24 protein-coding genes are annotated in these 24,487 nt (G+C 59.1%); 17 read left to right on the top strand and 7 right to left on the bottom strand.

What is annotated here, in order from left to right:
• Together QZR30_RS26765 and QZR30_RS26760 are read left to right on the top strand one after the other, a co-directional pair.
• Positions 1-200 (top strand): hypothetical protein (locus QZR30_RS26765; protein WP_311904642.1); only part of this gene is annotated, 200 nt, incomplete at its 5' end.
• Between the two features lie 99 nt (positions 201-299).
• Positions 300-1,673, top strand: a complete 1,374-nt coding sequence (locus QZR30_RS26760; protein ID WP_056846827.1) for an MFS transporter — start codon at positions 300-302, stop codon at positions 1,671-1,673.
• Between the two features lie 59 nt (positions 1,674-1,732).
• On the opposite strand, the gene QZR30_RS26755 is transcribed toward QZR30_RS26760, so the two are convergent.
• From QZR30_RS26755 to flgA, 4 genes are all read right to left on the bottom strand, one after another.
• A complete protein-coding gene (locus QZR30_RS26755; RefSeq protein WP_046069176.1) occupies positions 1,733-2,482 on the bottom strand; it encodes a flagellar brake protein in 750 nt (249 codons plus the stop codon).
• 96 nt (positions 2,483-2,578) lie between these two features.
• Positions 2,579-3,049, bottom strand: a complete 471-nt coding sequence (locus tag QZR30_RS26750) for a flagella synthesis protein FlgN (protein WP_068967607.1) — start codon at positions 3,047-3,049, stop codon at positions 2,579-2,581.
• A 48-nt stretch (positions 3,050-3,097) separates the two neighbouring features.
• On the bottom strand, positions 3,098-3,421 hold the full coding sequence (gene flgM / locus QZR30_RS26745; RefSeq protein ID WP_046069175.1) for a flagellar biosynthesis anti-sigma factor FlgM: 324 nt from the start codon (positions 3,419-3,421) through the stop codon (positions 3,098-3,100).
• 141 nt (positions 3,422-3,562) lie between these two features.
• Positions 3,563-4,327: a flagellar basal body P-ring formation chaperone FlgA gene (gene flgA, locus QZR30_RS26740; RefSeq protein WP_068967794.1), complete on the bottom strand. Its 765-nt coding sequence runs from the start codon at positions 4,325-4,327 to the stop codon at positions 3,563-3,565.
• Positions 4,328-4,400: 73 nt separating this feature from the next.
• Here flgA and QZR30_RS26735 point away from each other — a divergent pair, with 73 nt between their 5' ends.
• The 7 genes from QZR30_RS26735 (at position 4,401) to QZR30_RS26705 (ending at position 10,723) form a co-directional block, all read left to right on the top strand.
• Positions 4,401-5,333 (top strand): chemotaxis protein CheV, encoded by a 933-nt coding sequence (locus QZR30_RS26735; protein WP_046069174.1) that lies wholly within the window; start codon positions 4,401-4,403, stop codon positions 5,331-5,333.
• A 43-nt stretch (positions 5,334-5,376) separates the two neighbouring features.
• Positions 5,377-6,204 carry a protein-glutamate O-methyltransferase CheR gene (gene cheR, locus QZR30_RS26730; RefSeq protein ID WP_046069173.1) on the top strand — a complete coding sequence of 276 codons (828 nt, stop codon included), beginning with the start codon at positions 5,377-5,379 and terminating at the stop codon, positions 6,202-6,204.
• Positions 6,205-6,506: 302 nt separating this feature from the next.
• Complete coding sequence (flgB, locus tag QZR30_RS26725; RefSeq protein ID WP_046069172.1) at positions 6,507-6,914, top strand: flagellar basal body rod protein FlgB; 408 nt, start codon at positions 6,507-6,509, stop codon at positions 6,912-6,914.
• A 3-nt stretch (positions 6,915-6,917) separates the two neighbouring features.
• A complete protein-coding gene (gene flgC / locus QZR30_RS26720) occupies positions 6,918-7,361 on the top strand; it encodes a flagellar basal body rod protein FlgC (RefSeq protein WP_043050111.1) in 444 nt (147 codons plus the stop codon).
• 16 nt (positions 7,362-7,377) lie between these two features.
• Positions 7,378-8,097 (top strand): flagellar hook assembly protein FlgD, encoded by a 720-nt coding sequence (gene flgD, locus QZR30_RS26715; protein ID WP_046069171.1) that lies wholly within the window; start codon positions 7,378-7,380, stop codon positions 8,095-8,097.
• A gap of 30 nt (positions 8,098-8,127) precedes the next feature.
• A complete protein-coding gene (gene flgE / locus QZR30_RS26710) occupies positions 8,128-9,444 on the top strand; it encodes a flagellar hook protein FlgE (protein ID WP_046069170.1) in 1,317 nt (438 codons plus the stop codon).
• Positions 9,445-9,625: 181 nt separating this feature from the next.
• Positions 9,626-10,723: a hypothetical protein gene (locus tag QZR30_RS26705; RefSeq protein WP_442967614.1), complete on the top strand. Its 1,098-nt coding sequence runs from the start codon at positions 9,626-9,628 to the stop codon at positions 10,721-10,723.
• A gap of 93 nt (positions 10,724-10,816) precedes the next feature.
• Here the strand turns inward: QZR30_RS26705 and QZR30_RS26700 are convergent, their stop codons facing one another.
• On the bottom strand, positions 10,817-13,711 hold the full coding sequence (locus QZR30_RS26700) for a ribonucleoside-diphosphate reductase subunit alpha (RefSeq protein ID WP_311904634.1): 2,895 nt from the start codon (positions 13,709-13,711) through the stop codon (positions 10,817-10,819).
• A gap of 651 nt (positions 13,712-14,362) precedes the next feature.
• Here QZR30_RS26700 and QZR30_RS26695 point away from each other — a divergent pair.
• Both QZR30_RS26695 and QZR30_RS26690 read left to right on the top strand, forming a co-directional pair.
• Positions 14,363-15,088 carry a response regulator gene (locus QZR30_RS26695; protein ID WP_046069163.1) on the top strand — a complete coding sequence of 242 codons (726 nt, stop codon included), beginning with the start codon at positions 14,363-14,365 and terminating at the stop codon, positions 15,086-15,088.
• The gene (locus tag QZR30_RS26690; protein ID WP_311904632.1) at positions 15,085-16,698 is read left to right on the top strand and encodes an ATP-binding protein; all 1,614 of its coding nucleotides are present in this window, start codon (positions 15,085-15,087) and stop codon (positions 16,696-16,698) included. Before QZR30_RS26695 ends, QZR30_RS26690 begins: the two co-directional genes overlap by 4 nt.
• Positions 16,699-16,705: 7 nt before the next feature.
• On the opposite strand, the gene QZR30_RS26685 is transcribed toward QZR30_RS26690, so the two are convergent.
• Positions 16,706-17,422: a 4'-phosphopantetheinyl transferase family protein gene (locus QZR30_RS26685; RefSeq protein WP_046072543.1), complete on the bottom strand. Its 717-nt coding sequence runs from the start codon at positions 17,420-17,422 to the stop codon at positions 16,706-16,708.
• Positions 17,423-17,561: 139 nt separating this feature from the next.
• Here QZR30_RS26685 and QZR30_RS26680 point away from each other — a divergent pair, with 139 nt between their 5' ends.
• Genes QZR30_RS26680 through QZR30_RS26670 form a run of 3 tightly spaced genes read left to right on the top strand, consistent with a single transcriptional unit; the run spans position 17,562 to position 19,909 of the window.
• A complete protein-coding gene (locus QZR30_RS26680; RefSeq protein ID WP_046069161.1) occupies positions 17,562-17,870 on the top strand; it encodes a hypothetical protein in 309 nt (102 codons plus the stop codon).
• 18 nt (positions 17,871-17,888) lie between these two features.
• Positions 17,889-18,566 (top strand): response regulator, encoded by a 678-nt coding sequence (locus QZR30_RS26675; protein ID WP_043050102.1) that lies wholly within the window; start codon positions 17,889-17,891, stop codon positions 18,564-18,566.
• A complete protein-coding gene (locus QZR30_RS26670; protein ID WP_046069160.1) occupies positions 18,563-19,909 on the top strand; it encodes an ATP-binding protein in 1,347 nt (448 codons plus the stop codon). The genes QZR30_RS26675 and QZR30_RS26670 overlap by 4 nt, the downstream gene beginning before the upstream one ends.
• 134 nt (positions 19,910-20,043) lie before the next feature.
• On the opposite strand, the gene QZR30_RS26665 is transcribed toward QZR30_RS26670, so the two are convergent.
• Complete coding sequence (locus QZR30_RS26665; RefSeq protein ID WP_056846824.1) at positions 20,044-21,042, bottom strand: AraC family transcriptional regulator; 999 nt, start codon at positions 21,040-21,042, stop codon at positions 20,044-20,046.
• Between the two features lie 337 nt (positions 21,043-21,379).
• Between QZR30_RS26665 and QZR30_RS26660 the strand changes: the two genes are divergently transcribed.
• From QZR30_RS26660 to QZR30_RS26650, 3 genes are all read left to right on the top strand, one after another.
• Complete coding sequence (locus QZR30_RS26660; RefSeq protein WP_046069158.1) at positions 21,380-22,711, top strand: dicarboxylate/amino acid:cation symporter; 1,332 nt, start codon at positions 21,380-21,382, stop codon at positions 22,709-22,711.
• Between the two features lie 144 nt (positions 22,712-22,855).
• A complete protein-coding gene (locus QZR30_RS26655; RefSeq protein ID WP_046069157.1) occupies positions 22,856-23,842 on the top strand; it encodes an XdhC family protein in 987 nt (328 codons plus the stop codon).
• Positions 23,839-24,423, top strand: a complete 585-nt coding sequence (locus tag QZR30_RS26650) for a nucleotidyltransferase family protein (RefSeq protein WP_311904628.1) — start codon at positions 23,839-23,841, stop codon at positions 24,421-24,423. Before QZR30_RS26655 ends, QZR30_RS26650 begins: the two co-directional genes overlap by 4 nt.
• Positions 24,424-24,487: the final 64 nt, after the last annotated feature.

The raw sequence follows: 24,487 nt of genomic DNA, 5'->3' as shown, positions 1-24,487 counted from the left end.
TTCGAAAAATGCCGCCCGGTGCTTGTTCCATATCCTTTACTGGTTCTCCTCTGCGCTGCACTATTGAGACTTTTTGCAATGCTGCCCAAGTTCAGTCGAACCTTGCAGCGGTTCGGGGTTCACAGCAGGTGCGTTATGTATTTATCTCTATGGTGTACCTGCAGACACCGGTGCAGCGTCTGAGCTCTTATGCAAAATAATCCCCGGAAACAGACAATACCGCCTGTCCGGACCCGCCCACCCCGGACTATCATGCCGATAGCCCTGTCTCTCACTGCAAGGAGCCGCTCGGAACGCCGATGCGCCAGATCTGGAAATCTTTTCGAGCCCTTTATTTCGCTTCCTTGATGATGCTGATTGGCTCCGGCCTGCTCAGTACTTATCTGGCCTTGCGCCTTGCGGCAGACAATGTCGACAGCCTGTGGGTCGGTGCGCTGATGGCCGCCAACTATTTTGGCTTGGTCCTGGGTGGCAAGATCGGCCACCGCCTGATTGCCCGGGTCGGGCATATTCGTGCCTACGCCACCTGCGCTGGGATCGTCGGCGCAGCGGTGCTGGGCCACGGTTTGATCGATTGGTTGCCTGCCTGGATCGTGCTGCGGATGATCGTAGGCCTGGGCATGATGTGCCAGTACATGGTCATTGAAAGTTGGCTCAACGAGCAGGCGGATGCCAAACAGCGCGGCGTAGTGTTCAGTGGCTACATGATCGCGTCTTATCTAGGGCTGGTGCTAGGCCAGTTGATCCTGGTCATGCACCCTCACCTTGGCCTCGAGCTGTTGATGCTGGTCGCCTTGTGCTTTGCCCTGTGCCTGGTGCCGGTGGCCATGACCCGACGTATTCACCCGGCACCATTGCACCCGGCGCCGATGGAGCCTCGCTTCTTTATCAAGCGTGTGCCGCAGTCGCTCAGTACGGTGCTGGGCGCAGGGTTGATCGTGGGCTCGTTCTACGGTTTGGCGCCGCTCTACGCGTCCCAGCAGGGGCTGACGACTGAACAGGTTGGCTTGTTCATGGGTAGCTGTATTTTCGCCGGTTTGCTTGTGCAGTGGCCTCTGGGCTGGTTGTCGGACCGCTATGACCGAGCACTGCTGATTCGCTGCTTTGCCTTGTGCCTGGCGATAACGGCATTGCCCCTGGCGATCATGACTCAGGTGCCCTTGGAAGTGCTGTTCGTGACGGGGTTCTTTTGTTCGCTGGTGCAGTTCTGCCTGTACCCCTTGGCTGTGGCTTTTTCCAACGACCACGTCGAAGGTGACCGTCGGGTTTCGCTGACGGCCATGCTGCTGGTGACCTATGGCATAGGTGCGAGCGTCGGGCCCCTGTTGGCAGGTGTCGTCATGAAGCTATTCGGCAGCCAGATGCTCTACGCGTTTTTCAGCCTCTGTGCGTTGATCCTGGTGTGGCGAATTCGACCGAAGGCGGTCACCAATCTGCATCAGGTCGACGACGCGCCGCTGCATCACGTGGCGATGCCCGACAGCATGTCCAGTTCGCCGTTGGTCGCTGCCCTGGACCCTCGGGTGGATGAGCAGGTGGTGCAGGAGCAGATGCAAGTCAGTGTTCCTGATCCAGAGCCTGAACCAGCAATGGATGAGCCGGCTAGCGAAGAGCCAAAAGAGCCCCTGGCCCCGGACGAACATCCTCATGACTTGAGCAGGGCGCGCCCCTGAACGAAAAACGGGCAGATCCCACCAGGATCTGCCCGTTTTTTTGCCTCAGCGTTTAGAGCTTAAAAATCGTCGTCTTTGTCGAAACGCCGAGCTTCCCGCTGCAACTGATACACAAAGCGCTCCACTTGGCGTTGCACCAAGCCACTCATGTTGTGGAAGCGCACGCCGGCGAACGTGATGTTGAGCTTGTCTTCGAAGTGCAGGTAGCGCAATTCTACGGCGGTGGTCATGCTGCCAAAGGGCAGGGCAGCGACAAAGCGGTCGTAGACCTGGCCCAGTTGCAGGCGCTCGGAGATGTCGCCTTCGAAGCGAAGCTTGCAGCCAGTGGCGGAGATATCCAGCAACTTACCGTTGACTGGCACCTTGAGCTTCTCGCCACCCAACTCGATATTCACCAACTGCGCCAGTTTCAATGCGGCGCGAAAAGCATTACGGCGCTGATGGTAGACCACCTCGTCGGGCATGTTGCCGCTGTAGATGCGGTGGCCGTCCTTTTCGCTGAGGCTCAGTGTGCCGTTGCTTTCCCACGCAATCCGCACACCATCGTGAAAACCTTCGATACGAAAGGGTTCGCCATTCTCCAGGTAGCGTTCACCGTCACGGGGAATCATTTCATCCAGTACCAGCGTCTTGCTATCGCGGGAAACGTCCACCAGATAGCTTTGGAAGCGTTGGCTGCGCTCGTGGAAGGTGATGATCAAAGGATCATGGCTGTCTTGGAGCATCCGCAAAGTGCTGGCGATTTCCAGAGGCGTGGTGAGCACCTTCGGTGGCTGCGGGGCATCTTCCGCATTAAGGGCGTTGAACACGGTTCTTCCATCTCCAGGCAAAATACGACTACACGCAAGAACCGGCATTTTGCCAGTATGTAGCGCACCTTGGATAGGCCACGCTGTAAACCGGCGTCAGGCTTGGCTGCGAGTGCTTGGCTTGACCAGGCGTGATGTGGAGCCTTGGGCGTTGTACAGGGCCGGAGGTTCGCCGCCGTGGAGTATGCGTAACTGATTGGCGGTCGTGGCTTGTTGAAGCTGGATCGACTGGCCGTTGAGCTGGTTGGCTTCCTGGCACAGGGCGAGCAATTGGTTGAGTTCCTTGCTTTGTGACAGCAACTGGTCGCCGACCGATGAATGGCTGGCCAGTTGCGCGAGGCCATCGTGATCGGCCGGCAGGCCCAGGCTGATCAGGATCTCGCTGCGCTTCTTGCCATGCTGTTCAAGCAGCACGATCAGCGACTGTTTGCGCGCCAGGATTTCTTCCAGCAAGGGCATATCCCGGCCGTACAAGGCCAGGGACTCTTCTTTGAGCAGCTCGAGCAATTGCTGCGTCGGCGCCAGATCATCAATGATCAGTTGAAGCAAATGTTCGTCGTGGTGCATGGCTGGCCTTGGGTTTTAAGCGTCCAAAAGCCCTGCGCAGGCCTTTGCCTAGCGCTCGGCTTCGAAGTTGAGCAGCTTGCTGGCGACACGGTTGCTGTCGACTTTATAGCTGCCATCGGCGATGGCCTGTTTCAACTCGGCCACCCGGGCTTTATTGACAACCGGCTGGTCGCGCAGCGAGTCAGTGACCTTCTGCAACTGTTGAGCCTCATTGCTCAGGTGAACCGATTCCCCACTCTGGCTGACGCTGGCCTGTTCTGCCTTGGCGGGCAGGGGCTGTGGCTTGGCTTCTACGCTGTCCTTGGCACCGCTGGTGCGCGTACTGCCTGGCAAAGCCGGGGCGTTATTCAAACGACTGAAATCAATGACCATGTTGAAAAAACCTCTGGGTATTTGGACGCTTGCCATGTTTTCGGCCATACCCAAACAAACTTTAGGCGCGAATGACAATAAATCTCCACACGGAACTTCTCGTGCACAGTGTAGGAAAACCCAGCGTCCTCTACCAGTGTTCTATAAAGCGACCTCGACTTGCCCGGGGGCGGTCACGCGCGCCTTGATGACGCGGTTGGAGTTGAGATTCTTGACACGGATCTGTTCGCTCATGCCGCCGTTGGACAGCGCTTCACCCGGCATTCTTACATTCAACCCGCCGCTGCTGGCGGAAATCACCACCTGGTCACCTTTGCGAATCACTTCGGCCTGTTCCAGGTGAACCAATGTGATGACTTGATCGGTAACCATTGGTCGGGTGAGCCGCTGCCCAATAGCCTGGTCCACTGAGGTCATATAGCCCTGGTTGATCTGGCTGATGTCCCGTTCACGCAGGGCCACATCCTCAAAGCTGATAATACCGGTGCGTTTCAGCGGCCGCGCAACGACAACCACATCACGGAACAGCTTGACCTGGGCAGGCACGAATACTGTCCACGGCGAGGCACCTTCACAACGTACTTTCACCGTGACCCGGCCAATGGGTTGAGAAGGGCTTTCCAGGGTGGCTGTCAATTCCCTGTCGCACATGGGCATGCGCAAACGCGGGTCCAACTGATTGACCTGGATTTCATAACGCCCCGGCGTCTGTGTGGTTGCCAGATAATCTTCTACAGTGAACTCAAGAAACCCTTGGGTGACGCCGATAAGTACATCAGGCAGGGTAACGTTGTCGGCACGGGTCGCAGCACTGAGCCCCAAGGCAAGCAACGCCATCGTGGCGCAGAGCAATCTGCGATAGCGTTGGCAGCCGAAGTGTCGGGAAACTGTCGTTTTAATATCCATGAACAACAAATAGCAAAGCTCGTGCCGTTTAGTGTTGGGTACGCTTCGTACCCCTAGTTTTAGGAGTCTGGGCATGGCAGGTGTAATGGATTCAGTAAACCAGCGCACACAGCTGGTAGGGCAGAATCGCCTGGAGTTGTTGCTTTTCCGCCTGGACGGCAAGCAGTTGTATGGCATCAACGTGTTTAAAGTGCGTGAAGTGCTGCAATGCCCCAAGTTGACGATCATGCCCAAGTCCAATCCGGTCGTGTGTGGCGTGGCCAACATCCGTGGCGCGACTATTCCGATTCTCGACCTGGCATTGGCCACGGGGTCCTCAGGTTTGCAAGACCGCCAGAGTCCCTTCGTGATCATTACCGAGTACAACACCAAGACCCAGGGGTTCCTGGTGCGCTCGGTGGAACGTATCGTCAATATGAACTGGGAAGAAATCCACCCGCCGCCCAAGGGCACCGGGCGCGATCACTACCTGACGGCGGTGACGCGGGTCGATAACCAGTTGGTGGAAATCATCGACGTGGAGAAAATCCTCGCCGAAGTAGCGCCGACCTCGGAAACCATCTCCGTCGGTGTGGTGGATGCCGAGACCGCGCATAAGGCCGTGTCTTTGCGCGTACTGACCGTGGACGACTCTTCAGTGGCGCGCAAGCAGGTCACGCGTTGTCTGCAAACTGTCGGTGTGGACGTAGTGGCGCTCAATGATGGTCGCCAGGCCCTGGACTACCTGCGCAAGCTGGTGGACGAAGGCAAGAAGCCAGAAGAAGAGTTCTTGATGATGATTTCCGACATCGAGATGCCGGAAATGGACGGATACACCCTTACGGCCGAGATACGCAACGATCCACGCATGCAAAAATTGCATATCATCCTGCATACTTCGTTGTCGGGGGTATTCAATCAGGCAATGGTCAAGAAGGTCGGTGCTGATGACTTCCTGGCCAAATTCCGTCCTGATGACCTCGCATCCCGGGTAGTCGACCGGATCAAGGCAGCAGATCACAGCTGAGGGATTCTCCCCTGGCGGTCACACGATTTAAGAGGCGGTACCATTGTCTACGGGTAATTTGGATTTCGAACAGTTCCGGGTCTTCCTGGAAAAAGCCTGTGGCATATTGCTCGGTGAAAACAAGCAATACCTGGTATCCAGCCGTCTCAACAAGCTGATGGAACAGCAGGGCATCAAGTCCCTGGGTGAGTTGGTCCAGCGGATCCAGGCGCAGCCGCGCAGCGGGCTCAAGGAGATGGTGGTCGATGCCATGACCACCAACGAAACCTTATGGTTTCGCGATACTTACCCCTTTGAAGTGCTCAAGAACAAAGTGCTGCCGGAGGCGATCAAGGCCAGCCCGGGCCAGCGCTTGCGTATCTGGTCGGCGGCGTGCTCTTCGGGGCAGGAACCGTACTCGATCTCGATGTCCATCGACGAGTTCGAACGGACCAATATGGGCCAGTTGAAAGCTGGCGCGCAAATTGTCGCCACGGACCTGTCCGGCACCATGCTCACCAACTGCAAGACCGGTGAGTACGACAGCCTGGCGCTGGGCCGCGGCCTGTCCCAGGAGCGCCTGCAGCGTTACTTCGATCCGAAAGGGGCGGGGCGCTGGGCGATCAAGGCACCGATCAAGAACCGCGTGGAATTCCGCTCGTTCAACCTGCTCGACAGTTATGCCAGCCTGGGCAAGTTCGACATGGTGTTCTGTCGTAACGTGCTGATCTATTTCTCGGCCGAAGTAAAGAAAGACATCCTCTTGCGCATCCACGGCACGCTCAAGCGCGGCGGGTATCTGTTCCTCGGTGCTTCCGAAGCCTTGAACGGCCTGCCGGACCATTTCCAGATGGTGCAGTGCAGCCCGGGAATCATCTACCAGGCCAAGTAAGTCAATGTGGGAGTGTGGGAGGGGGCTTGCTCCCGATAGCAGTGTGTCAGTGATAGATTTATCAACTGAACCACCGCCATCGGGGGCAAGCCCCCTCCCATCTTTGTATTGCGGCAAGATAAATAAAAGTGGCAATGCCCATTGCCGCTTTACTGGCGCCACGCGGAAAACACTTGCCGCTTTTCTGACATAGCCGCCGGCAATCTCCCCGAAAGCCCTTGATATAGGGGGCTTAACAAGATTGGCATGCACCTTGCTATAACCCTGCTAACGAACAGCAGGTCAGCCTAAAGGTCTCCGCCATGAGCATCAGCTTCGATAAAGCGCTCGGTATCCACGAACAAGCCCTGGGCTTCCGCGCCCAGCGTGCCGAAGTCCTGGCCAACAACATTGCCAACGCCGATACCCCGAACTACAAGGCTCGGGATCTGGACTTCTCCGCCGTGCTCGCCGCCCAGCAGGACAAGACCAAGAACGGCACCTTCGCCTTGAACATGACCAACAACCGTCATATCGAAGCGCAGGGCCTGGGCAATGCTGACGAGTCGCTGCTGTATCGCACGCCGATGCAGCCGTCGATCGACCAGAACACCGTCGACGCCCAACTGGAGCAATCGAATTACGCCGAGAACTCGGTGAACTTCCAGGCCAGCTTCACCCTGCTCAATAGTAAATTCAAAGGGCTGATGTCAGCCCTGCGTGGAGAGTAAGCCATGTCTCTGTCCAGTGTTTTCAATATTGCCGGCAGTGGCATGAGCGCGCAAACCACGCGCTTGAACACCGTCGCCAGTAACATCGCCAACGCCGAGACCGTGTCTTCGAGCATTGACCAGACTTACCGCGCCCGTCACCCGGTGTTTGCGACCATGTTCCAGGCTGGTCAGAGCGGCGGCAGTGATTCGTTGTTCCAGGACCAGGACGCAGCCGGCTCCGGTGTGCAGGTGCTGGGTGTAGTCGAAGACCAGAGCAACCTTGAGGCCCGTTACGAGCCGAACCATCCCGCTGCGAACGAAAAGGGTTACGTCTACTACCCCAACGTCAACGTGGTCGAGGAGATGGCCGACATGATTTCCGCAAGCCGCTCGTTCCAGACCAACGCGGAAATGATGAACACCGCCAAAGCCATGATGCAGAAGGTCTTGACCCTGGGTCAGTGATAAGGGGCGCCAAATAATGGCCATCGTTGATACGTCTAACAACACGGCAGTCCAAGACCTGTTCAATTCCAAGGTCAAGGATGCTTCGAACAATGTAGCGAATGTTTCCAAAGCCGCGACCGGCAACCAGGCGCTGGGCAAGGATGCATTCCTGCAGTTGCTGGTCACCCAGCTGAAAAACCAGAACCCGCTGTCGCCCCAGGACAACGGCGCGTTCGTGGCCCAGCTAGCGCAGTTCAGCAGCCTTGAAGGCATCAACACCCTCAACGACTCGGTGAATAACATCTCCAGCAACTTCAGCTCCTCGCAAGCGCTGCAGGCTTCGTCGCTGGTGGGGCGGTCGATCATTATCCAGACCGACAAAGCCATGGTTGATACCAGCAAGAGCATGAACGGTTCGGTGGAGGTGCCATCGGCGGTGGGCAACGTTTCCGTCAAGATCACCGATAAGGACGGCAACGTCGTGCGCACCGTGGATATGGGCGCGCAGAGTGCCGGCAGCCAGAGCTTTATCTGGGATGGCAAGAATGAGAAGGGCGAAATCGCCCCAGCCGGCACCTACACCTTCAATGCCTCCACCAAGAACGACAAAGGTGATGCGGTGGCCCTGGCCACCTCACTGCCGGCCACGGTAACCAGCGTGACCCTGAGCAAGACCGGCGGCGAAATGCTGCTCAACCTTGCAGGCGGCATGGGCAGCGTCAAGCTGTCGCAAATTCAGACTATCGGTACATAGAGCCGGCTAGATACGGCAGAGGGAGAGAACATGTCTTTTAATATCGGCCTTAGCGGCCTCTATGCGGCCAACAAACAACTGGACGTGACCGGCAACAACATCGCCAACGTCGCGACCACTGGCTTCAAGTCATCCCGTGCGGAATTTGCCGATATCTACGCGGCCTCCAAACTGGGTACTGGCCAGAATACTATCGGCAACGGTGTGAACCTGGCGGCGGTGTCCCAGCAGTTCACCCAGGGCGACGTCAACGGCGGTGGCGGCATCCTCGACATGGCGATCCAGGGTGGTGGTTTCTTCGTGCAGAAGGGTAGCGACGGCTCGCTGGAATACACCCGTAGCGGTGCTTTCCGTGCGGACAAGGACGGCTACATCACCAACAACACCGGCACTTCGCGTCTGCAGGGTTACGCGGCGGACGAGAATGGCAAGATCACCAAGGGTGGCCTGGTCGACCTGCAACTGAACCTGGCGAACTTGCCACCGAAGGCGTCCACCAAGGTGGATTCGGCCAGCAACCTCAACTCCTCGTCGCCGGTGATCGACCAGACCAAGAATCCGTTTGATCCGAGCAAGTCCGAAACATTCACCACGCAATACGGCACTACGTTGTACGACGCTCAGGGTAACGCCCACCCTATGGTGCAGTACCTGGTGAAAACCGATGCCAACCAGTGGCAGTCCTACACCTTGATCGATGGCCGCAACCCTGATGGTTCGGCGCCTACCGGTACTGGTGCTGACGTGAAGGCGCCTGTGCCCTCGACTCTGAGTTTCGATGGTGCCGGTAATCTCAAGAGCATCGTGACCGGTGGTGTCGCCGGCAACACCTTGACCATCAAGGATTGGGTACCTGGCACAGTCACCGATGGTGTTTGGAAGCCTAACGATGCGACAGCGAACAAGGACGGCATTGCTATCAACATGGGCAACGTCACTCAGTACAACTCGGCCAGCTACCGCAATCCGCCGGTCACTGACGGTTATGCCACTGGCCAGATCACCGGCCTGAAAATCGACGGCAGCGGTGTATTGTTCGCGACCTTCAGCAACCAGCAGAGCAAGGCCATCGGCCAGATTTCCCTGGCCAGCTTCAACAACGAGCAAGGCCTGCAGCCGGCTGGCGGTACGGCTTGGAAAGAGACCTTTGCATCGGGCCAGCCGGGTTACGACGCGCCGGAATCTGGCACCCTGGGTTCGATCAAGGGCTCCTCTCTGGAAGCCTCCAACGTCAACCTGACCAACGAGCTGGTGGACCTGATCAAGGCCCAGAGCAACTACCAGGCGAACGCCAAGACCATCTCCACCCAGAGCACCATTATGCAGACCATCATTCAGATGACCTGATACCGTCGCTCAAGTACCAGCGTTCAATCAAAGGCCCCTCGATCGAGGGGCCTTTTTTTGTGTGCGCTACATAGTTATTTACTGCTCGTTTCACCACGCCCCGATGCGGGAACGCATAACGCCGATTTGGCCACGGATCAGCCAGCGGACGGTTGTCGTCCGGCGAATATAGGGGAAGTAAATGGCGGGTTATGCATTGTGGGAGAGCGGCGCGCGGGGAGCGCGCGGTTTCGACGCGGGTATCTATGGCGATGTATATGGGCGGCAAAGTCCGGCGTACGGGGCCAATGACGACAAGGCCGCCAACACTGAGTCGGTCAGGCAACTGCTCAGCCAACTGATGGATGCCGAAAAAACCTCCAAGAGCCAGACCGCTCAGGAGCTTCGCGACAAGCTGAACGATAAGCGCGAAGAGCTCGGTGACGAAAAATTCAAAGAGATCATGAAGGAGCTGATGGAGAAGGCCGACGTCTCTTGGTTGGAGTTTCTGCGGCGCCTGATGAAGTTGTGGTTTCCAGAACTGGATGATGAATCCCCAACGCCCTCACCGCCTTCCCCTGGCCCATCGCCAAGAGGTGGAGGTGGTGGAGGCGGCGGTGGCAGGCCAAGTCCCAACAATTTCGGCCCCAGCGAGCCCATGAGTAATCTGCCGATTACCGAAGGCTCCAAGCACTTCAATTACAAGCCCGATGAAAGTAACCCAGGTAAAAAACCAGACAATATCTGGAGTGGATTCAGCCAGGGGCCGGACGGCAATTGCGTCACCGTTTCAGCGATTAAGGGCGCAATGATGAAGTTTGGTCAGAAGCCCACTGACGTCTTCGCAGAGGTCAAAGAGACGAGCAATGGCTATTACGTGAAAATGCGCGATGGGAAATCGGTTAACTTTTCCAAAGATGAATTACGGCAGGCTGCCAGGTATGCACAGTTCAAGGGCGATAACCCGCAGATGTTGACTGATGCCAACTTCATGTTTGCGGCGAGCGCCAAGCGTGCGCAGATGGAGGGCAATGGCCTGGACGACAACCCGAACGAATCGAAAAAGAGCTTTGCCCATGCGATGCAAAGCCTGAACAACGGCGAAATGCCCCACGAAGCTTTGGATCGCCTTGGTTTGAAAGGGCTCTACAGGCAATCCTCGAGTAGCGAACTGGCGAGCGGCAAGCTGGGCGTCGTGGCCTATGATCGCCATTCAATGGCGGTCATCGACGGTAAAGTTGAGCTATGGGGGCGGCGAGGTGGCGCGCCGAAGCAGGGTATTGCGTACGCGTTCCTCTAGGCGTGATAAACGAAAAAGCCCGATAAACCCTGTGCAGTCGGGGTTCATCGGGCTTTTTAAATCCAGGGCGTTCAAGCCCTGGATCGGTTCAGCTTATTGGCAAGCTTCGCAATCCGGCTCGTCAATCGCGCAGGCCTTTGGCACTGGTGCCGGGCCGGCGGGGGCTGCGAGTACCGAATCATCACCGTGGTTGCCGCTGGAAACAGCATTGAGCTTACCGGTGTTGATGGTCGACTTCTCGGTGCTGGTCGCGGCCAGGGCACGGAGGTAGTAAGTGGTTTTCAGGCCACGGTACCAAGCCATGCGGTAGGTCACGTCCAGCTTCTTGCCCGATGCGCCAGCGATGTAGAGGTTCAGGGACTGGGCCTGGTCGATCCACTTCTGACGACGACTGGCGGCGTCAACGATCCACTTGGTGTCCACTTCGAACGCGGTCGCGTAGAGCTCTTTGAGTTCTTGCGGGATGCGCTCGATCTGCTGCACCGAACCGTCGTAGTACTTCAGGTCGTTGATCATGACCGAGTCCCACAGGCCGCGGGCTTTCAGGTCGCGGACCAGGTACGGGTTGATCACGGTGAATTCGCCCGACAGGTTCGATTTCACATACAGGTTCTGGTAGGTCGGTTCGATCGACTGCGACACGCCGGTGATGTTGGCGATGGTAGCGGTCGGTGCGATGGCCATGATGTTGGAGTTACGAATACCTTTCTGTACACGGGCACGTACCGGTGCCCAGTCCAGGGTTTCGTTCAGGTCGACATCGATGTACTTCTGGCCACGCTGTTCGATCAGGATCTGTTGCGAATCCAGCGGCAGGATGCCCTTGGACCACAGCGAACCCTGGAACGTCTCGTAGGCGCCGCGTTCGTCGGCCAGGTCGCAGGAAGCCTGGATCGCGTAGTAGCTGACCGCTTCCATGGACTTGTCGGCGAACTCGACCGCAGCATCCGAACCGTAAGGAATGTGCTGCAGGTACAGCGCGTCCTGGAAGCCCATGATGCCCAGGCCCACTGGACGATGCTTGAAGTTGGAGTTCTGCGCCTGTGGCACCGAGTAGTAGTTGATGTCGATGACGTTATCGAGCATGCGTACTGCGGTGTTGACGGTGCGTTGCAGCTTGGCGGTGTCGAGCTGGCCGTTGACGATGTGGTTCGGCAGGTTGATCGAGCCCAGGTTGCAAACGGCGATCTCGTCCTTGTTGGTGTTCAAGGTGATCTCGGTGCACAGGTTCGAACTGTGGACCACGCCCACGTGCTGCTGCGGGCTGCGCAGGTTGCATGGGTCCTTGAAGGTCAGCCATGGGTGGCCGGTTTCAAACAGCATGGACAGCATTTTGCGCCACAGGTCTTTGGCCTGGATGGTCTTGAACAGCTTGACCTTGCCTGGGTACTCGGTGAGGGCTTCGTAGTACTCGTAGCGTTCCTCGAAGGCCTTGCCGGTCAGGTCGTGCAGGTCTGGTACTTCGGATGGCGAGAACAGGGTCCACTTGCCGTCATCGAAGACACGCTTCATGAACAGGTCAGGGATCCAGTTGGCGGTGTTCATGTCGTGGGTACGACGACGGTCATCACCGGTGTTCTTGCGCAGCTCGATGAACTCTTCAATGTCCATGTGCCAGGTTTCCAGGTAGGCACACACAGCGCCTTTGCGCTTGCCACCCTGGTTCACGGCGACGGCGGTATCGTTCACCACTTTCAGGAAGGGGACGACGCCCTGGGACTTGCCGTTGGTGCCCTTGATGTACGAGCCCAAGGCACGCACCGGCGTCCAGTCGTTACCCAGGCCGCCAGCGAATTTGGACAGCATGGCGTTGTCATGGATCGCGTGGTAGATGCCCGACAGATCATCCGGCACGGTGGTCAGGTAGCAGCTCGACAGCTGTGGACGCAGGGTGCCGGCGTTGAACAGGGTCGGGGTCGACGACATGTAGTCGAAGGACGACAGCAGATTGTAGAACTCGATGGCACGGTCTTCTTTGTTCTTCTCTTCGATCGCCAGGCCCATGGCCACGCGCATGAAGAACACTTGCGGCAGTTCGAAGCGGATACCGTCCTTGTGGATGAAGTAACGGTCGTACAGGGTTTGCAGGCCCAGGTAGGTGAACTGCTGGTCACGCTCGTGGTTGATCGCCTTGCCGAGTTTTTCCAGGTCGAAGGTGGCCAGGATCGGGTTGAGCAATTCGAATTCGATACCTTTGGCGATATAGGCCGGCAGGGCCTTGGCGTACAGGTCGGCCATCTCGTGGTGGGTAGCGCTGTCGGCCACGCCCAGAAAGCCCAGGCCTTCGGCACGCAGGGTGTCCATCAGCAGGCGCGCGGTCACGAACGAGTAGTTCGGCTCGCGTTCAACCAGGGTACGGGCGGTCATCACCAGGGCGGTGTTGACGTCGGTCAGGGCCACGCCGTCGTACAGGTTCTTCAGGGTTTCGCGCTGGATCAGGTCACCATCGACTTCTTCCAGGCCTTCGCAGGCTTCGGTGATGATGGTGTTCAGGCGGCCCAGGTCCAGCGGCGCAAAGCTGCCGTCGGCCAGGGTGATGCGGATCGACGGGTGCGCTTGCACGGCAGCTTCTTCAGCCGGGGAACGCACGGCACGTTCCCTGGCGCGCGAATCACGGTAGATCACGTAGTCGCGTGCGACTTTCTGCTCGCCGGCACGCATCAGGGCCAGTTCGACCTGGTCCTGGATTTCTTCGATATGGATAGTGCCGCCCGATGGCATGCGACGCTTGAAGGTTGCGGTGACCTGTTCGGTCAGGCGGGCAACCGTGTCGTGGATGCGCGACGAGGCAGCAGCGGTGCCGCCTTCAACTGCAAGAAACGCTTTGGTGATGGCGACGGTGATTTTGTCATCGGTATAAGGAACGACAGTGCCGTTACGCTTGATCACGCGCAGTTGGCCAGGTGCAGTGGCGGACAGATCCAGGTTCGAATCAGCGGCCTGCGGCACGGAGCCCTGCGGGTTCTCGCGAGTTGTGTCGGTTTGCATGGGGGGTTGTCTCCACGTTCTATATTTGATTGCGAGTGCCAGGCTTTTTCCTGCAACACCCGTACCGTTTTCCATGTCGGGGATGGAGAACAGCTGCCATCCGCGTGAGCGGTTTGGTCTACTGAAAAATCTGTTGGTTCAACGCTGCGCTAGCAATAAAACGCTTGAGTTTCGAGCCACTTGTGTGGTTGGACGCTGGTGTCGAAAACCCTACATGTAGGGTCTTCATGAGCGCCGAGGTACAAGATAATGCGTTTTCGAGGGGTTAGCAACGGAGTAACCTGTGGATAACGCTGTGAGTAAAATGTGTAAGAAAGGTCGAATAGGCGTGTAGGCCGCATTGCTGCTGGATTACGCCGTTTGTCATTAAATATTTCGGGCTTGAAACAGCCTGCCCATTTTCGGAGGGCGCGAACCCTATCACAAACAAACGTGATCTCCGAATGGATTTCCAGGCTTGTTTTTAAGGGGCGAGCCATGGCTACAATCGGCCTTGATCAGGGCGATAGCATGCTTGCTCCTCATGACAACTATAGGAGCGAGCTTGCTCGCGAAAATCGTCAACGATAATGCAGCACACTTGGATAAGCGCGGTGCCCTTGCGTTCTTCGCGAGCAAGCTCGCTCCTACAATAAAGAACCGAGGTAGCGCATGGAGCAAGAAGCCTGGCAGATATTGATCGTCGAGGACGACGAGCGACTCGCCGAGTTGACCCGCGAATACCTGGAAAGTAACGGCCTGTGTGTGTCGGTGGAAAGCGACGGCGCACAGGCGGCGGCGCGCATCATCGCCGAACAACCAGACCTGGTGATCCTCGACCTGATGCTGCCCGGCGAAGATGGCCTGAGCATCTGCCGCAAGGTGCGCGAGCGCTATGACGGTGTAATCCTGATGCTCACTGCGCGCACCGACGATATGGACCAGGTACTGGGCCTGGACATGGGTGCAGACGACTATGTATGCAAACCCGTGCGCCCACGTTTGTTACTGGCGCGTATCCAGGCATTGCTGCGCCGCAGCGAGTCGGCGTTACCTGCCATAGTGGAAAACCAGCGCCGCCTGCAGTTCGGCCCCTTGGTGGTGGACAACGCCTTGCGCGAGGCCTGGTTGCACGATGGCGGTATCGAACTGACCAGCGCCGAGTTCGACCTGTTGTGGCTGTTGGTGGCGAACGCCGGGCGCATCCTGTCCCGCGAGGAAATCTTTATCGCCCTGCGCGGCATCGGCTACGACGGCCAGGATCGCTCCATTGATGTGCGCATCTCGCGCATTCGGCCGAAGATCGGCGACGATCCGATTCATCCGCGCCTGATCAAGACGATCCGCAGCAAAGGCTACCTGTTCGTCCCCGAAGCCGCCGCCGATATGCCGTTGTGAACTCGATCTTCCTGCGCATCTACGGCGGCATGTGCGCGGCGCTGATCCTGGTGGCGCTGCTCGGTGCCCTGGCGTTGCACCTGCTCAACGATGTGCGCAGCGGCCAGTACCGCGAGCGCCTGGCCCACGGCACCTTTGCGTTGATGGGCGATAACCTGCAACCCATGAGTGCCATTGAGCGGCTGCGCGCCTTGGCGGTGTGGGAGCGCTTGCTGGGCATTCCGCTGGAACTGCGCACGTTCACCCAGGCGCAACTGGACCTGGGTCAGCGCAATCGCCTGCAACGTGGCCAGGTCTTGGTGGAACAGACCGGCCCCCATGCGGCGCGGGTGCTGCGATTGGTCAGCGAACAGGAGCAGTTGGTGCTCACCGGCGAAGTGCAGCAGATCAGCGAGCAATTGGCCCGTGCGACCATTTACCTGCTGGCCGACGAACTGGTGCGCTTTCCAGTCGCCGAGCAGCCGCAGCGCCTGGCCGATATAAAGCAAGCCAAGGGCTTTGGTTTTGAAATGCACTTGGTGGCCCTTGACCAGGCCGACATGGACGACGACCAGCGCCGGCGCGTAGCGGAAGGCGATACGGTGATGGCCCTGGGCAAGGGCGGCGATTCGATCCGCGTGTTTGCCGGCATGGTTGGCACACCATGGGTGCTGGAGATCGGCCCGCTGTATCAAATGAACCCTTACCCGGCGCAATGGCTGATTCTGATCACCTTGATCGGCCTGACCCTGATCGGCTTGATCGTTTATTTGCTGGTGCGTCAGCTTGAGCGCCGGCTCAAAGGCCTGGAAGCGGCAGCTACACGCATCGCCAAGGGCAACCTGGAGGTCCGCGTGCCGGCCCGAGGAGCTGATTCGGTCGGGCGCCTTGCGGCCGCATTCAATGGCATGGCCGAGCACTTGCAACAATTGCTGGCGATTCAGCGCGAGCTGGTGCGTGCGGTGTCCCATGAGTTACGCACACCGGTGGCGCGCCTGCGGTTTGGCCTGGAGATGATCGGTGATGCCGCCACCCCCGAAGCTCGGCGCAAATACCTGGAAGGCATGGACGGCGATATCCAGGACCTCGATGGCCTGGTGGATGAGATGCTCACCTATGCGCGCCTGGAGCAAGGGGCGCCGGAGCTGAATTTCCAGCGGGTGGACCTCGATGCCTTGCTCGACCAGGTGATCGGCGAATTGTCGCCACTGCGCCCGCAGGTCGCCGTTACCCGCGGTATTTGCCTGTCATCGACGCATTGGGATGACGCCTGGGTCGACGCCGAACCACGCTACCTGCACCGTGCCCTGCAGAACCTGGTGAGTAACGCCATGCGCCACGCCAAGGGCCACGTGCTGATCAGTTACCAGGTAGGCCAGGTGCGCTGTCGCATTGACGTGGAAGACGATGGCCCAGGCGTGCCGGAAAGTGCCTGGGAGCGGATCTTTACGCCATTCCTGCGCCTGGACGACAGCCGCACCCGAGCGTCTGGCGGCCACGGCCTGGGCCTGTCGATTGTGCGGCGGATCATCTATTGGCACGGCGGGCGGGCGTTGATCAGCAAAAGTAACAATCTGGGCGGGGCGTGTTTCAGCCTGAGTTGGCCCCGGGATCAAGAGAAACCCCGATAGCGTCCTATCAAGCGCCGACGGCCACCAGGCTCAACAACTGTTCCCCCTCCAGCACAAATTGCCCCTCCAACTCCTTGCCACAACACCACTCACTCGACAGGTCCGTCAGCAACCGCAGCCGCACGTGCCCAGCCTGCGACCACTCCAATACCTCGGCATGTTCAAAGTAAAAACGCTTTTGCACGATCGGATAGAGCGCCTTGAACAGACTCTCCTTGACCGAAAACGTCAACGTCACCAGCAGCCCGAGCTGCTCACGCGGTAGTGCCGCCATGCGCTGCAACTCATCGGCCGTCAGAATCTCCCCAGCCAGGCGTTCCGCCCGTTCCAGGGCCAGCAGGTTCTCCAGGTCCATCCCCAGCCCGCGCCACTGCGTCTTGTGGCCGACAATGGCTGCCGCGTGCCCGGTGCTGTGGGTGATGGAGCCACTGATATGCCCAGGCCAGACCGGTGCGCGGTCTTCACCGATCGCCGGGATGCAGTTGAGGTTATCGAGTCGTTGCAGCGCTTCGCGGGCGCACAGGCGGCCGGCGAGAAACTCCGCTTGCCGCTTGGCCACCGAGCGCTGGATGCTCGCCGGCGGCGGCACGGCGCTACGCTGGAAATCCAAGGGGTTCAATAAGGCCGGGTCGAATCGCGTGCTCAAAAACACCGTACCCGGCAAGGGGGCAGGCAGCGGCCAACGGGCATCGAGTGGGGTACAGCAAGCGGGTAGGGGCGTCATGCGCAGCATTTTGCCGAGTTGGCGCGCCAGTGGATAGCCCGGCAGCGGTTCAGTTGTGGTTCAGAGCCTGTTCAGGGGGAGTTCAGGGGCGCTTGCGTAGTCTGGACCCCACAGCCTAAACGCGTATGAGGTAACCACCATGACTGCGATCAAGAAGCTGATGTTGGCGTTAACCATGCTCGGCGCCACCGCCGGCGTGCAAGCCTCGGATGGCGACTTTAGGGCATTTGGCAGCGAGAAAACCAAGAAATCCGGCAGCCCGATCCATCGTGTCAGCTTCGAAGACGCCGGCACCCAGACCGCGCCGTGGGGGCGGGCCCTGGGCGCTAGCGCCGCGCAACCCGACTATCGCAGCGGCTACCCGCACCTGACGGGCCATTACAATGGCATTAAACTGCGCCCGCAAGACGTGCAGGGCCGCTATGATATCCCTCGGTCGGATAGTTGAATTGCCTTGGAGAGCCTTATGAAATTGCTGGTGGTGGAAGATGAGGCGCTGCTGCGCCATCACCTGTTTACCCGCCTGACCGACAGCGGGCATGTGGTCGAAGCCGTGGCCAATGCCGAGGAAGCCCTGTACCAGACAGGCCAATTCAATCATGACCTGGCGATCATCGACCTTGGCCTGCCCGGCATGGGCGGCCTGGACCTGATTCGCCAACTGCGCACCCAGGCCAAGACCTTTCCGATCCTGATCCTGACTGCCCGCGGCAACTGGCAGGATAAAGTCGAAGGCCTGGCGGCCGGTGCCGACGACTATGTGGTCAAGCCGTTTCAGTTCGAAGAGCTGGAGGCGCGGATGAACGCCTTGTTACGCCGCTCCAGCGGTTTTACCCAGTCCACCATCATTGCCGGGCCCTTGTTGCTGGACCTCAATCGCAAGCAAGCCTCCTTGGATGAACAGCCGCTGGCGTTGACCGCTTATGAGTATCGAATCCTCGAATACCTGATGCGTCACCATCAACAAGTGGTGGCCAAGGATCGTTTGATGGAGCAGCTCTACCCCGATGACGACGAACGCGACCCGAACGTCATCGAAGTGCTGGTCGGCCGCCTGCGCCGCAAGCTGGAAGGACCGACCGGGTTCAAGCCGATCGATACTGTGCGCGGCCTGGGTTACCTGTTCAATGAGCGCTGCCGTTGATTCGCTCGCTACGTGTGCGCCTGATGCTGGCGGCCGCCACCCTGGCCGTGCTGTTCATGCTCGGCTTGTTGCCCGCCATGCAAGGCGCGTTCAGCCTGGCCCTGCAGGATTCCATCGAGCAGCGCCTGGCGTCGGACGTGACCACCCTGATCTCCGCCGCGCGGGTCGAAAATAATCGCCTGCTGATGCCGGCGCAGCTGCCGGATGAACGCTTCAACCTCACCGACAGCCGGCTGCTTGGCTATATTTACGACCGCGAGGGCCACTTGGTATGGCGTTCGCGGGCGACCCGGGAAGAAAACATCAACTACAAGCCGCGCTACGATGGGCGCGGCAACGAGTTTGCGCGCATCCGCGAAGCTAATGGCCAGGAATTTTTCGTGTATGACGTCGAGGTCAAGCTGCTGGGGGGCAAGAGTGCGGCGTTCAGTATCGTCGCCCTGCAACCGGTGCGTGAATATCAACTGACCCTCGAAGGCTTGCGCGAGAACCTCTACCTGGGCTTCGGCGCCGCCTTGCTCGTGCTGTTGACGCTGTTGTGGCTGGGCCTGACCTGGGGCTTGCAAGCCCTGCGACGCTTGAGCCAGGAGCTTGACCAGATCGAAGGTGGCACCCGTGAGAGCCTTTCCGAAGAACACCCCCGCGAACTGCTGCGACTTACCGGCTCCCTCAACCGATTGCTGCACAGTGAACGCGAGCAACGCACCCGCTACCGCGATTCCCTGGATGACCTGGCCCATAGCCTGAAAACCCCGCTGGCGGTCTTGCAGGGAGTGAGTGAGGACATGGCTCAGCGCCACGAAGACCGTGGCCAGGCGTGGGTGCTGCAATCGCAGATCGAGCGCATGAGCCAGCAGATAGGCTATCAATTGCAGCGTGCCAGCCTGCGTAAAAGCGGCCTGGTGCGCCACCAGGTGCGTTTGGAGCCGGTGTTGCAAAGTCTGTGCGATACCTTGGAAAAGGTCTACCGCGACAAGCGCGTCAACGTCTCCTTTGACCTGCCGCAAGAGTGTGACGTGCCCATCGAGAAAGGCGCCCTGCTCGAAATGCTCGGCAACTTGCTGGAAAACGCCTATCGCCTATGCCTGCGTCAGGTGCGTATCAGCCTGGTGGAAAACCTTGACGGTATTGAGTTGTGTATCGAAGACGACGGCCCCGGTGTGCCGCCCGACCAGCGCGCACGGATTCTGCAGCGCGGCGAGCGGCTTGATCGCCAGCACCCGGGGCAGGGCATCGGGCTGGCGGTGGTCAAGGACATTATCGAGAGCTACAACGCGCGTTTGACGCTAGGGGACTCGGCACTAGGCGGCGCGGCTTTCAGGATCCATTTTCCGGCGTTGTGATGTCTATCGACTGGGCTTACGCGATGATGGCCAGACAGTCGACCGCTATCTGACTGATGCCCTGCGATCCAAATGTGGGAGGGGGCATACCAAAAGTTGTGTAGATACCCGTGCTGAGCCAAGTCCACCTCCGTTTAACTCCCCTGCGCGCGATACGCCCCCGGTGTCAGCCCCGTCCACTTCTTGAATGCCCGATGAAACGCCGACGGCTCAGAAAACCCCAAATGCTCGGCAATCTCCTGCAAGGACAAATCCGCCCGCCCCAAATGGTAGATGGCAATATCCCGGCGTAACTCATCCTTCAATGCCTGAAAGCTGGTGCCTTCTTCGCGAAGGTGCCGGCGCAGGGTCTGCGGGCTGATGTGCAAATGCTGGGCGACGGCCTCCAAGTCCGGCCAGGGCGTACGATCGCGACTCAGCAAGCGGCGCAACTGGCTGCTCAGGCTGTCGCCTTCATCCGGTCGGGACAATAAGTCGGCAGGCGAGCGCTGCAAGAAATGCTTGAGGGTGCGTTCATCCTGCAACAGGGGCAGGCTCAGGTAGCGGCTGGGAAATACCAGGCTGCTGTTCGGCGCGTCGAACATGTGAGGGCAGGGGAACAACAGGTCGTATTCACTGGCATGGGCCGGCGTGGGGTAACTGAAGGTTGCCTGCTGCAGACGGATTCGCTGGCCGATCAACCAACTGCCCAGGCGATGCCAGATCACCAGCAGGCACTCACTGAGAAAGTGATCCGGGTCCCATAGCTGTGAGTCGTCCAGGCTCAGTCGCGCCATATCGCCTTCTTTCGTCAGCTGCCAGCGCGGGCCCTGCGGGAAGAGGCTATAAAACAATAAGCCGCGCTCCAGAGCCTTCTCCAGCGTGCGGCAATGGATCAGGGCGTGGCACATCATGGCGAAGGTGCCGCGTTTGCTCGGCCCATCGGCAAACCCCAGGTACTCGTCATCCAGCTCCAGCCAGAGCATTTGCAGCAGCCGGGTGAATTGCTCCGGTGCAATGCGGGCGCGAGGCTCGCTCAGCAGTTCAGGGGTGATGCCCACCTGCTGCAACAACACCGAGTAGTCGTAACCGGCTCGACGCGCACCGCCGAGGGCTGCTCGGGCGTAGTGACTGGCGATGGTACGTTCGCGCATGCAAGGGCCTCGTCCGTGGAGTGGCGGATGGTAGCCATGACCCGGCCGAGCGACAAGGCGGATATCCGCCAAATTGTAGGACGAGACCGGCTAGGTGGGCGGAAATCCGCCATATGATCGAGTGCTCAGGGGCGGAAGTAACCCGCCTGGCCCAGATGTCTAAAGGCCTTCAGCGGATTTGCGCAAAGTGGCACGCCGTTTGCGATAAGGACTACAGCGCAGGCTTTGTCCTACAGGCTTCGCCAACAACAAATCCCTCCAGTGCAGGAGGGTTCGCAATTCAAGTGTCGTGGGCAATGGCGGATATTTGCCCCCGGGACGTTTGAGGAACTTTGCAATGACGACTCGTCAGCCAATCTACAAATCCCTGTATTTCCAGGTGATCGTCGCAATCGTTATCGGTATTCTGCTCGGCCACTTCTACCCGCAGACCGGCGTGGCCCTCAAGCCACTGGGTGACGGCTTTATCAAGCTGATCAAAATGGTCATCGCCCCGATCATCTTCTGCACCGTGGTCAGCGGCATCGCTGGTATGCAAAGCATGAAGTCGGTGGGCAAGACCGGTGGCTATGCGCTGCTGTACTTCGAAATCGTCTCCACCATCGCCCTGCTGATCGGCCTGGTCGTGGTCAACGTCGTGCAACCGGGTGCGGGCATGCACATCGATGTAGCGACCCTGGACGCCTCCAAAGTGGCGGCCTACGTCACCGCCGGTAAAGACCAGAGCATTGTCGGCTTTATCCTGAACGTCATCCCGAACACCATCGTCGGCGCCTTCGCCAACGGCGATATCCTCCAAGTGCTGATGTTCTCGGTGATCTTCGGTTTCGCCCTGCACCGCCTGGGCGCCTACGGCAAGCCGGTGCTGGACTTCATCGATCGCTTCGCCCACGTGATGTTCAACATCATCAACATGATCATGAAGCTCGCTCCGATCGGTGCCCTGGGTGCCATGGCATTCACCATCGGCGCCTACGGTGTGGGTTCTCTGGTGCAGTTGGGCCAGCTGATGATCTGCTTCTATATCACCTGCGTCCTGTTCGTGGTCGTGGTACTTGGCGCCATCTGCCGCGCCCACGGTTTCAGCGTATTGAAGCTGATCCGCTACATCCGTGAAGAACTGCTGATCGTACTGGGTACCTCGTCTTCCGAATCCGCATTGCCACGCATGCTGATCAAGATGGAGCGCCTGGGTGCGAAGAAGTCGGTGGTCGGCTTGGTGATCCCAACCGGCTACTCCTTCAACCTCGACGGTACGTCGATCTACCTGACCATGGCTGCCGTGTTCATCGCCCAGGCGACCGACACCCACATGGACATCACCCACCAGATCACCCTGCTGCTGGTGCTGCTGCTGTCTTCCAAAGGCGCGGCGGGCGTGACCGGCAGTGGTTTCATTGTACTGGCAGCGACCCTGTCGGCCGTAGGCCACTTGCCGGTGGCCGGCCTGGCGCTGATCCTGGGTATCGACCGCTTCATGTCCGAAGCCCGTGCGCTGACCAACCTGGTGGGTAACGCCGTTGCCACCATCGTTGTGGCCAAGTGGGTCAAGGAGCTGGACACCGACAAGCTGCAAAGTGAGCTGGCGTCCGGCGGTACAGGTATTTCCGACACCCGCGAAGAAGATGACCTGGGTGTGGCCGAAGGCCCGGCGCCTGTCATCAAGTAAATCGCTGCTGGCGTGATCTGACGCCAAGGCAACCCGCAAACGCCCCGACTGGTTCGGGGCGTTTGCGTGTGTGTACGGCCACTTCTGGATTCTTTTGCTTTACAGTAAATGACGATTTCATTAACAACGCTGGCAGGAGGTTTGATGGACAGTGTGGATTTGAATGTCCTGCGTAGCGTCCTTGAGTGGCGCCGCGCCGGGCAGCGCGTAGTGTTGTACAGCGTGGTGCAGACCTGGGGCAGCGCGCCGCGCCCTCCTGGGGCGATGCTGGCCTTGCGCGGCGACGGGGTGGTGATTGGCTCGGTGTCCGGTGGCTGCATCGAAGATGACTTGATCGCCCGCCTGCAGGACGGGCGGCTGGCTGATGATGGGCCACCCGTCCAATTGGTCACCTACGGCGTCACCCGCGATGAAGCGGCGCGCTTTGGCTTGCCGTGCGGTGGTACGCTGCGCCTGACCGAAGAGCGGGTGGATGACTGGTGCTGGGTGGCCGAACTGCTGGCGCGCTGCGAAGACCACCAGGTCGTCGCGCGTGAATTGGACCTGACCACGGGCGCGGTAGCCCTGAGCGCCGCGAGCAAGACCGATGTGGTGAGCTTCGACGGCGAGCGTCTGCGTGCCATTTATGGGCCGCGTTGGCGCCTGTTGTTGATCGGCGCCGGGCAGTTGTCACGCTACGTCGCGCAAATGGCGCGCTTGCTGGATTTCGAAGTGCTGATCTGCGACCCCCGTGAAGAATTCGTCTATGGCTGGGAAGAACAGCACGGTCGCTTTGTGCCAGGCATGCCCGACGAGGCGGTGCTGAATATCCAAACCGATGAACGCACCGCTATCGTCTGCCTGACCCACGATCCGCGTTTGGATGACATGGCATTGCTGACAGCGCTGGACTCCACCGCGTTCTACATCGGCGCGCTGGGGTCGCGGGTCAATACCCAGAAGCGTCGAGAGAATCTCGCAGCCCTGGGCTTGTCGGAGGACGCCATTGCACGTTTGCACGGGCCGATTGGCTTGCATATCGGTAGCCATACCCCGGCGGAGATCGCTTTGTCGTTGATGGCGGAAATTGTCGCAATCAAGAACGGCGTGGCACCGGTGCAGAAAAAACCCTTGGCGGTGGTGGCGCAGTGACTGTCACGGCGATCGTGCTGGCCGCAGGGCAGGGCAGTCGTTTTCGCGCCGAAGCCGGTGCTGATCAGGACAAGTTGCTGGCCGTTTGCGTGGGCCTGGATGGCGTTTCCCGACCGGTGATCGAGCAGGTGCTGGTTAACCTGCCCGCGACGCTTGTTGAGCGCTGGGTGGTGACCTCACCGGAGCACCTTGAGGTGATTCATTTAGCTGAGGCGTACGGTTGCAAGGTCCTGCTGCTGGAATCGGCTGGTATGGGTGACAGCATTGCCGCAGCCGTTGCGGCCAGCGCCTCGGTGGATGGCTGGCTAGTTGTGCTGGGTGATATGCCGTTTATTCGATCCGCGACGATCGAGCGCGTGCTGGCCGATCCGGGAAGTATCACTGTGCCGGTGCATGCCGGGCAGTATGGGCATCCGGTGGCTTTCGGTCGTGTATTTGGGCCTGCGTTGATGGCGTTGACCGGGGACCGTGGCGCTAAGCCTTTGTTTGCACAAGCACAGGTGCGGGGCGTGCAGGTGGATGATCCTGGGGTGCTATGGGATGTGGACGTGCCGCAACGGTTGAGTTTCAGCGCCGACTGAATGTGGGAGGGGGCAAGCCCCCAAATTTGAGCAGTAGTATGTTCGAATTTTTTGCAAAAAAAGC

The sequence above is a fragment of the Pseudomonas sp. rhizo25 genome (genome assembly GCF_031931935.1).
Taxonomy (GTDB): domain Bacteria; phylum Pseudomonadota; class Gammaproteobacteria; order Pseudomonadales; family Pseudomonadaceae; genus Aquipseudomonas; species Aquipseudomonas synxantha.
This window is presented reverse-complemented; position numbering and strand designations above follow the sequence as displayed.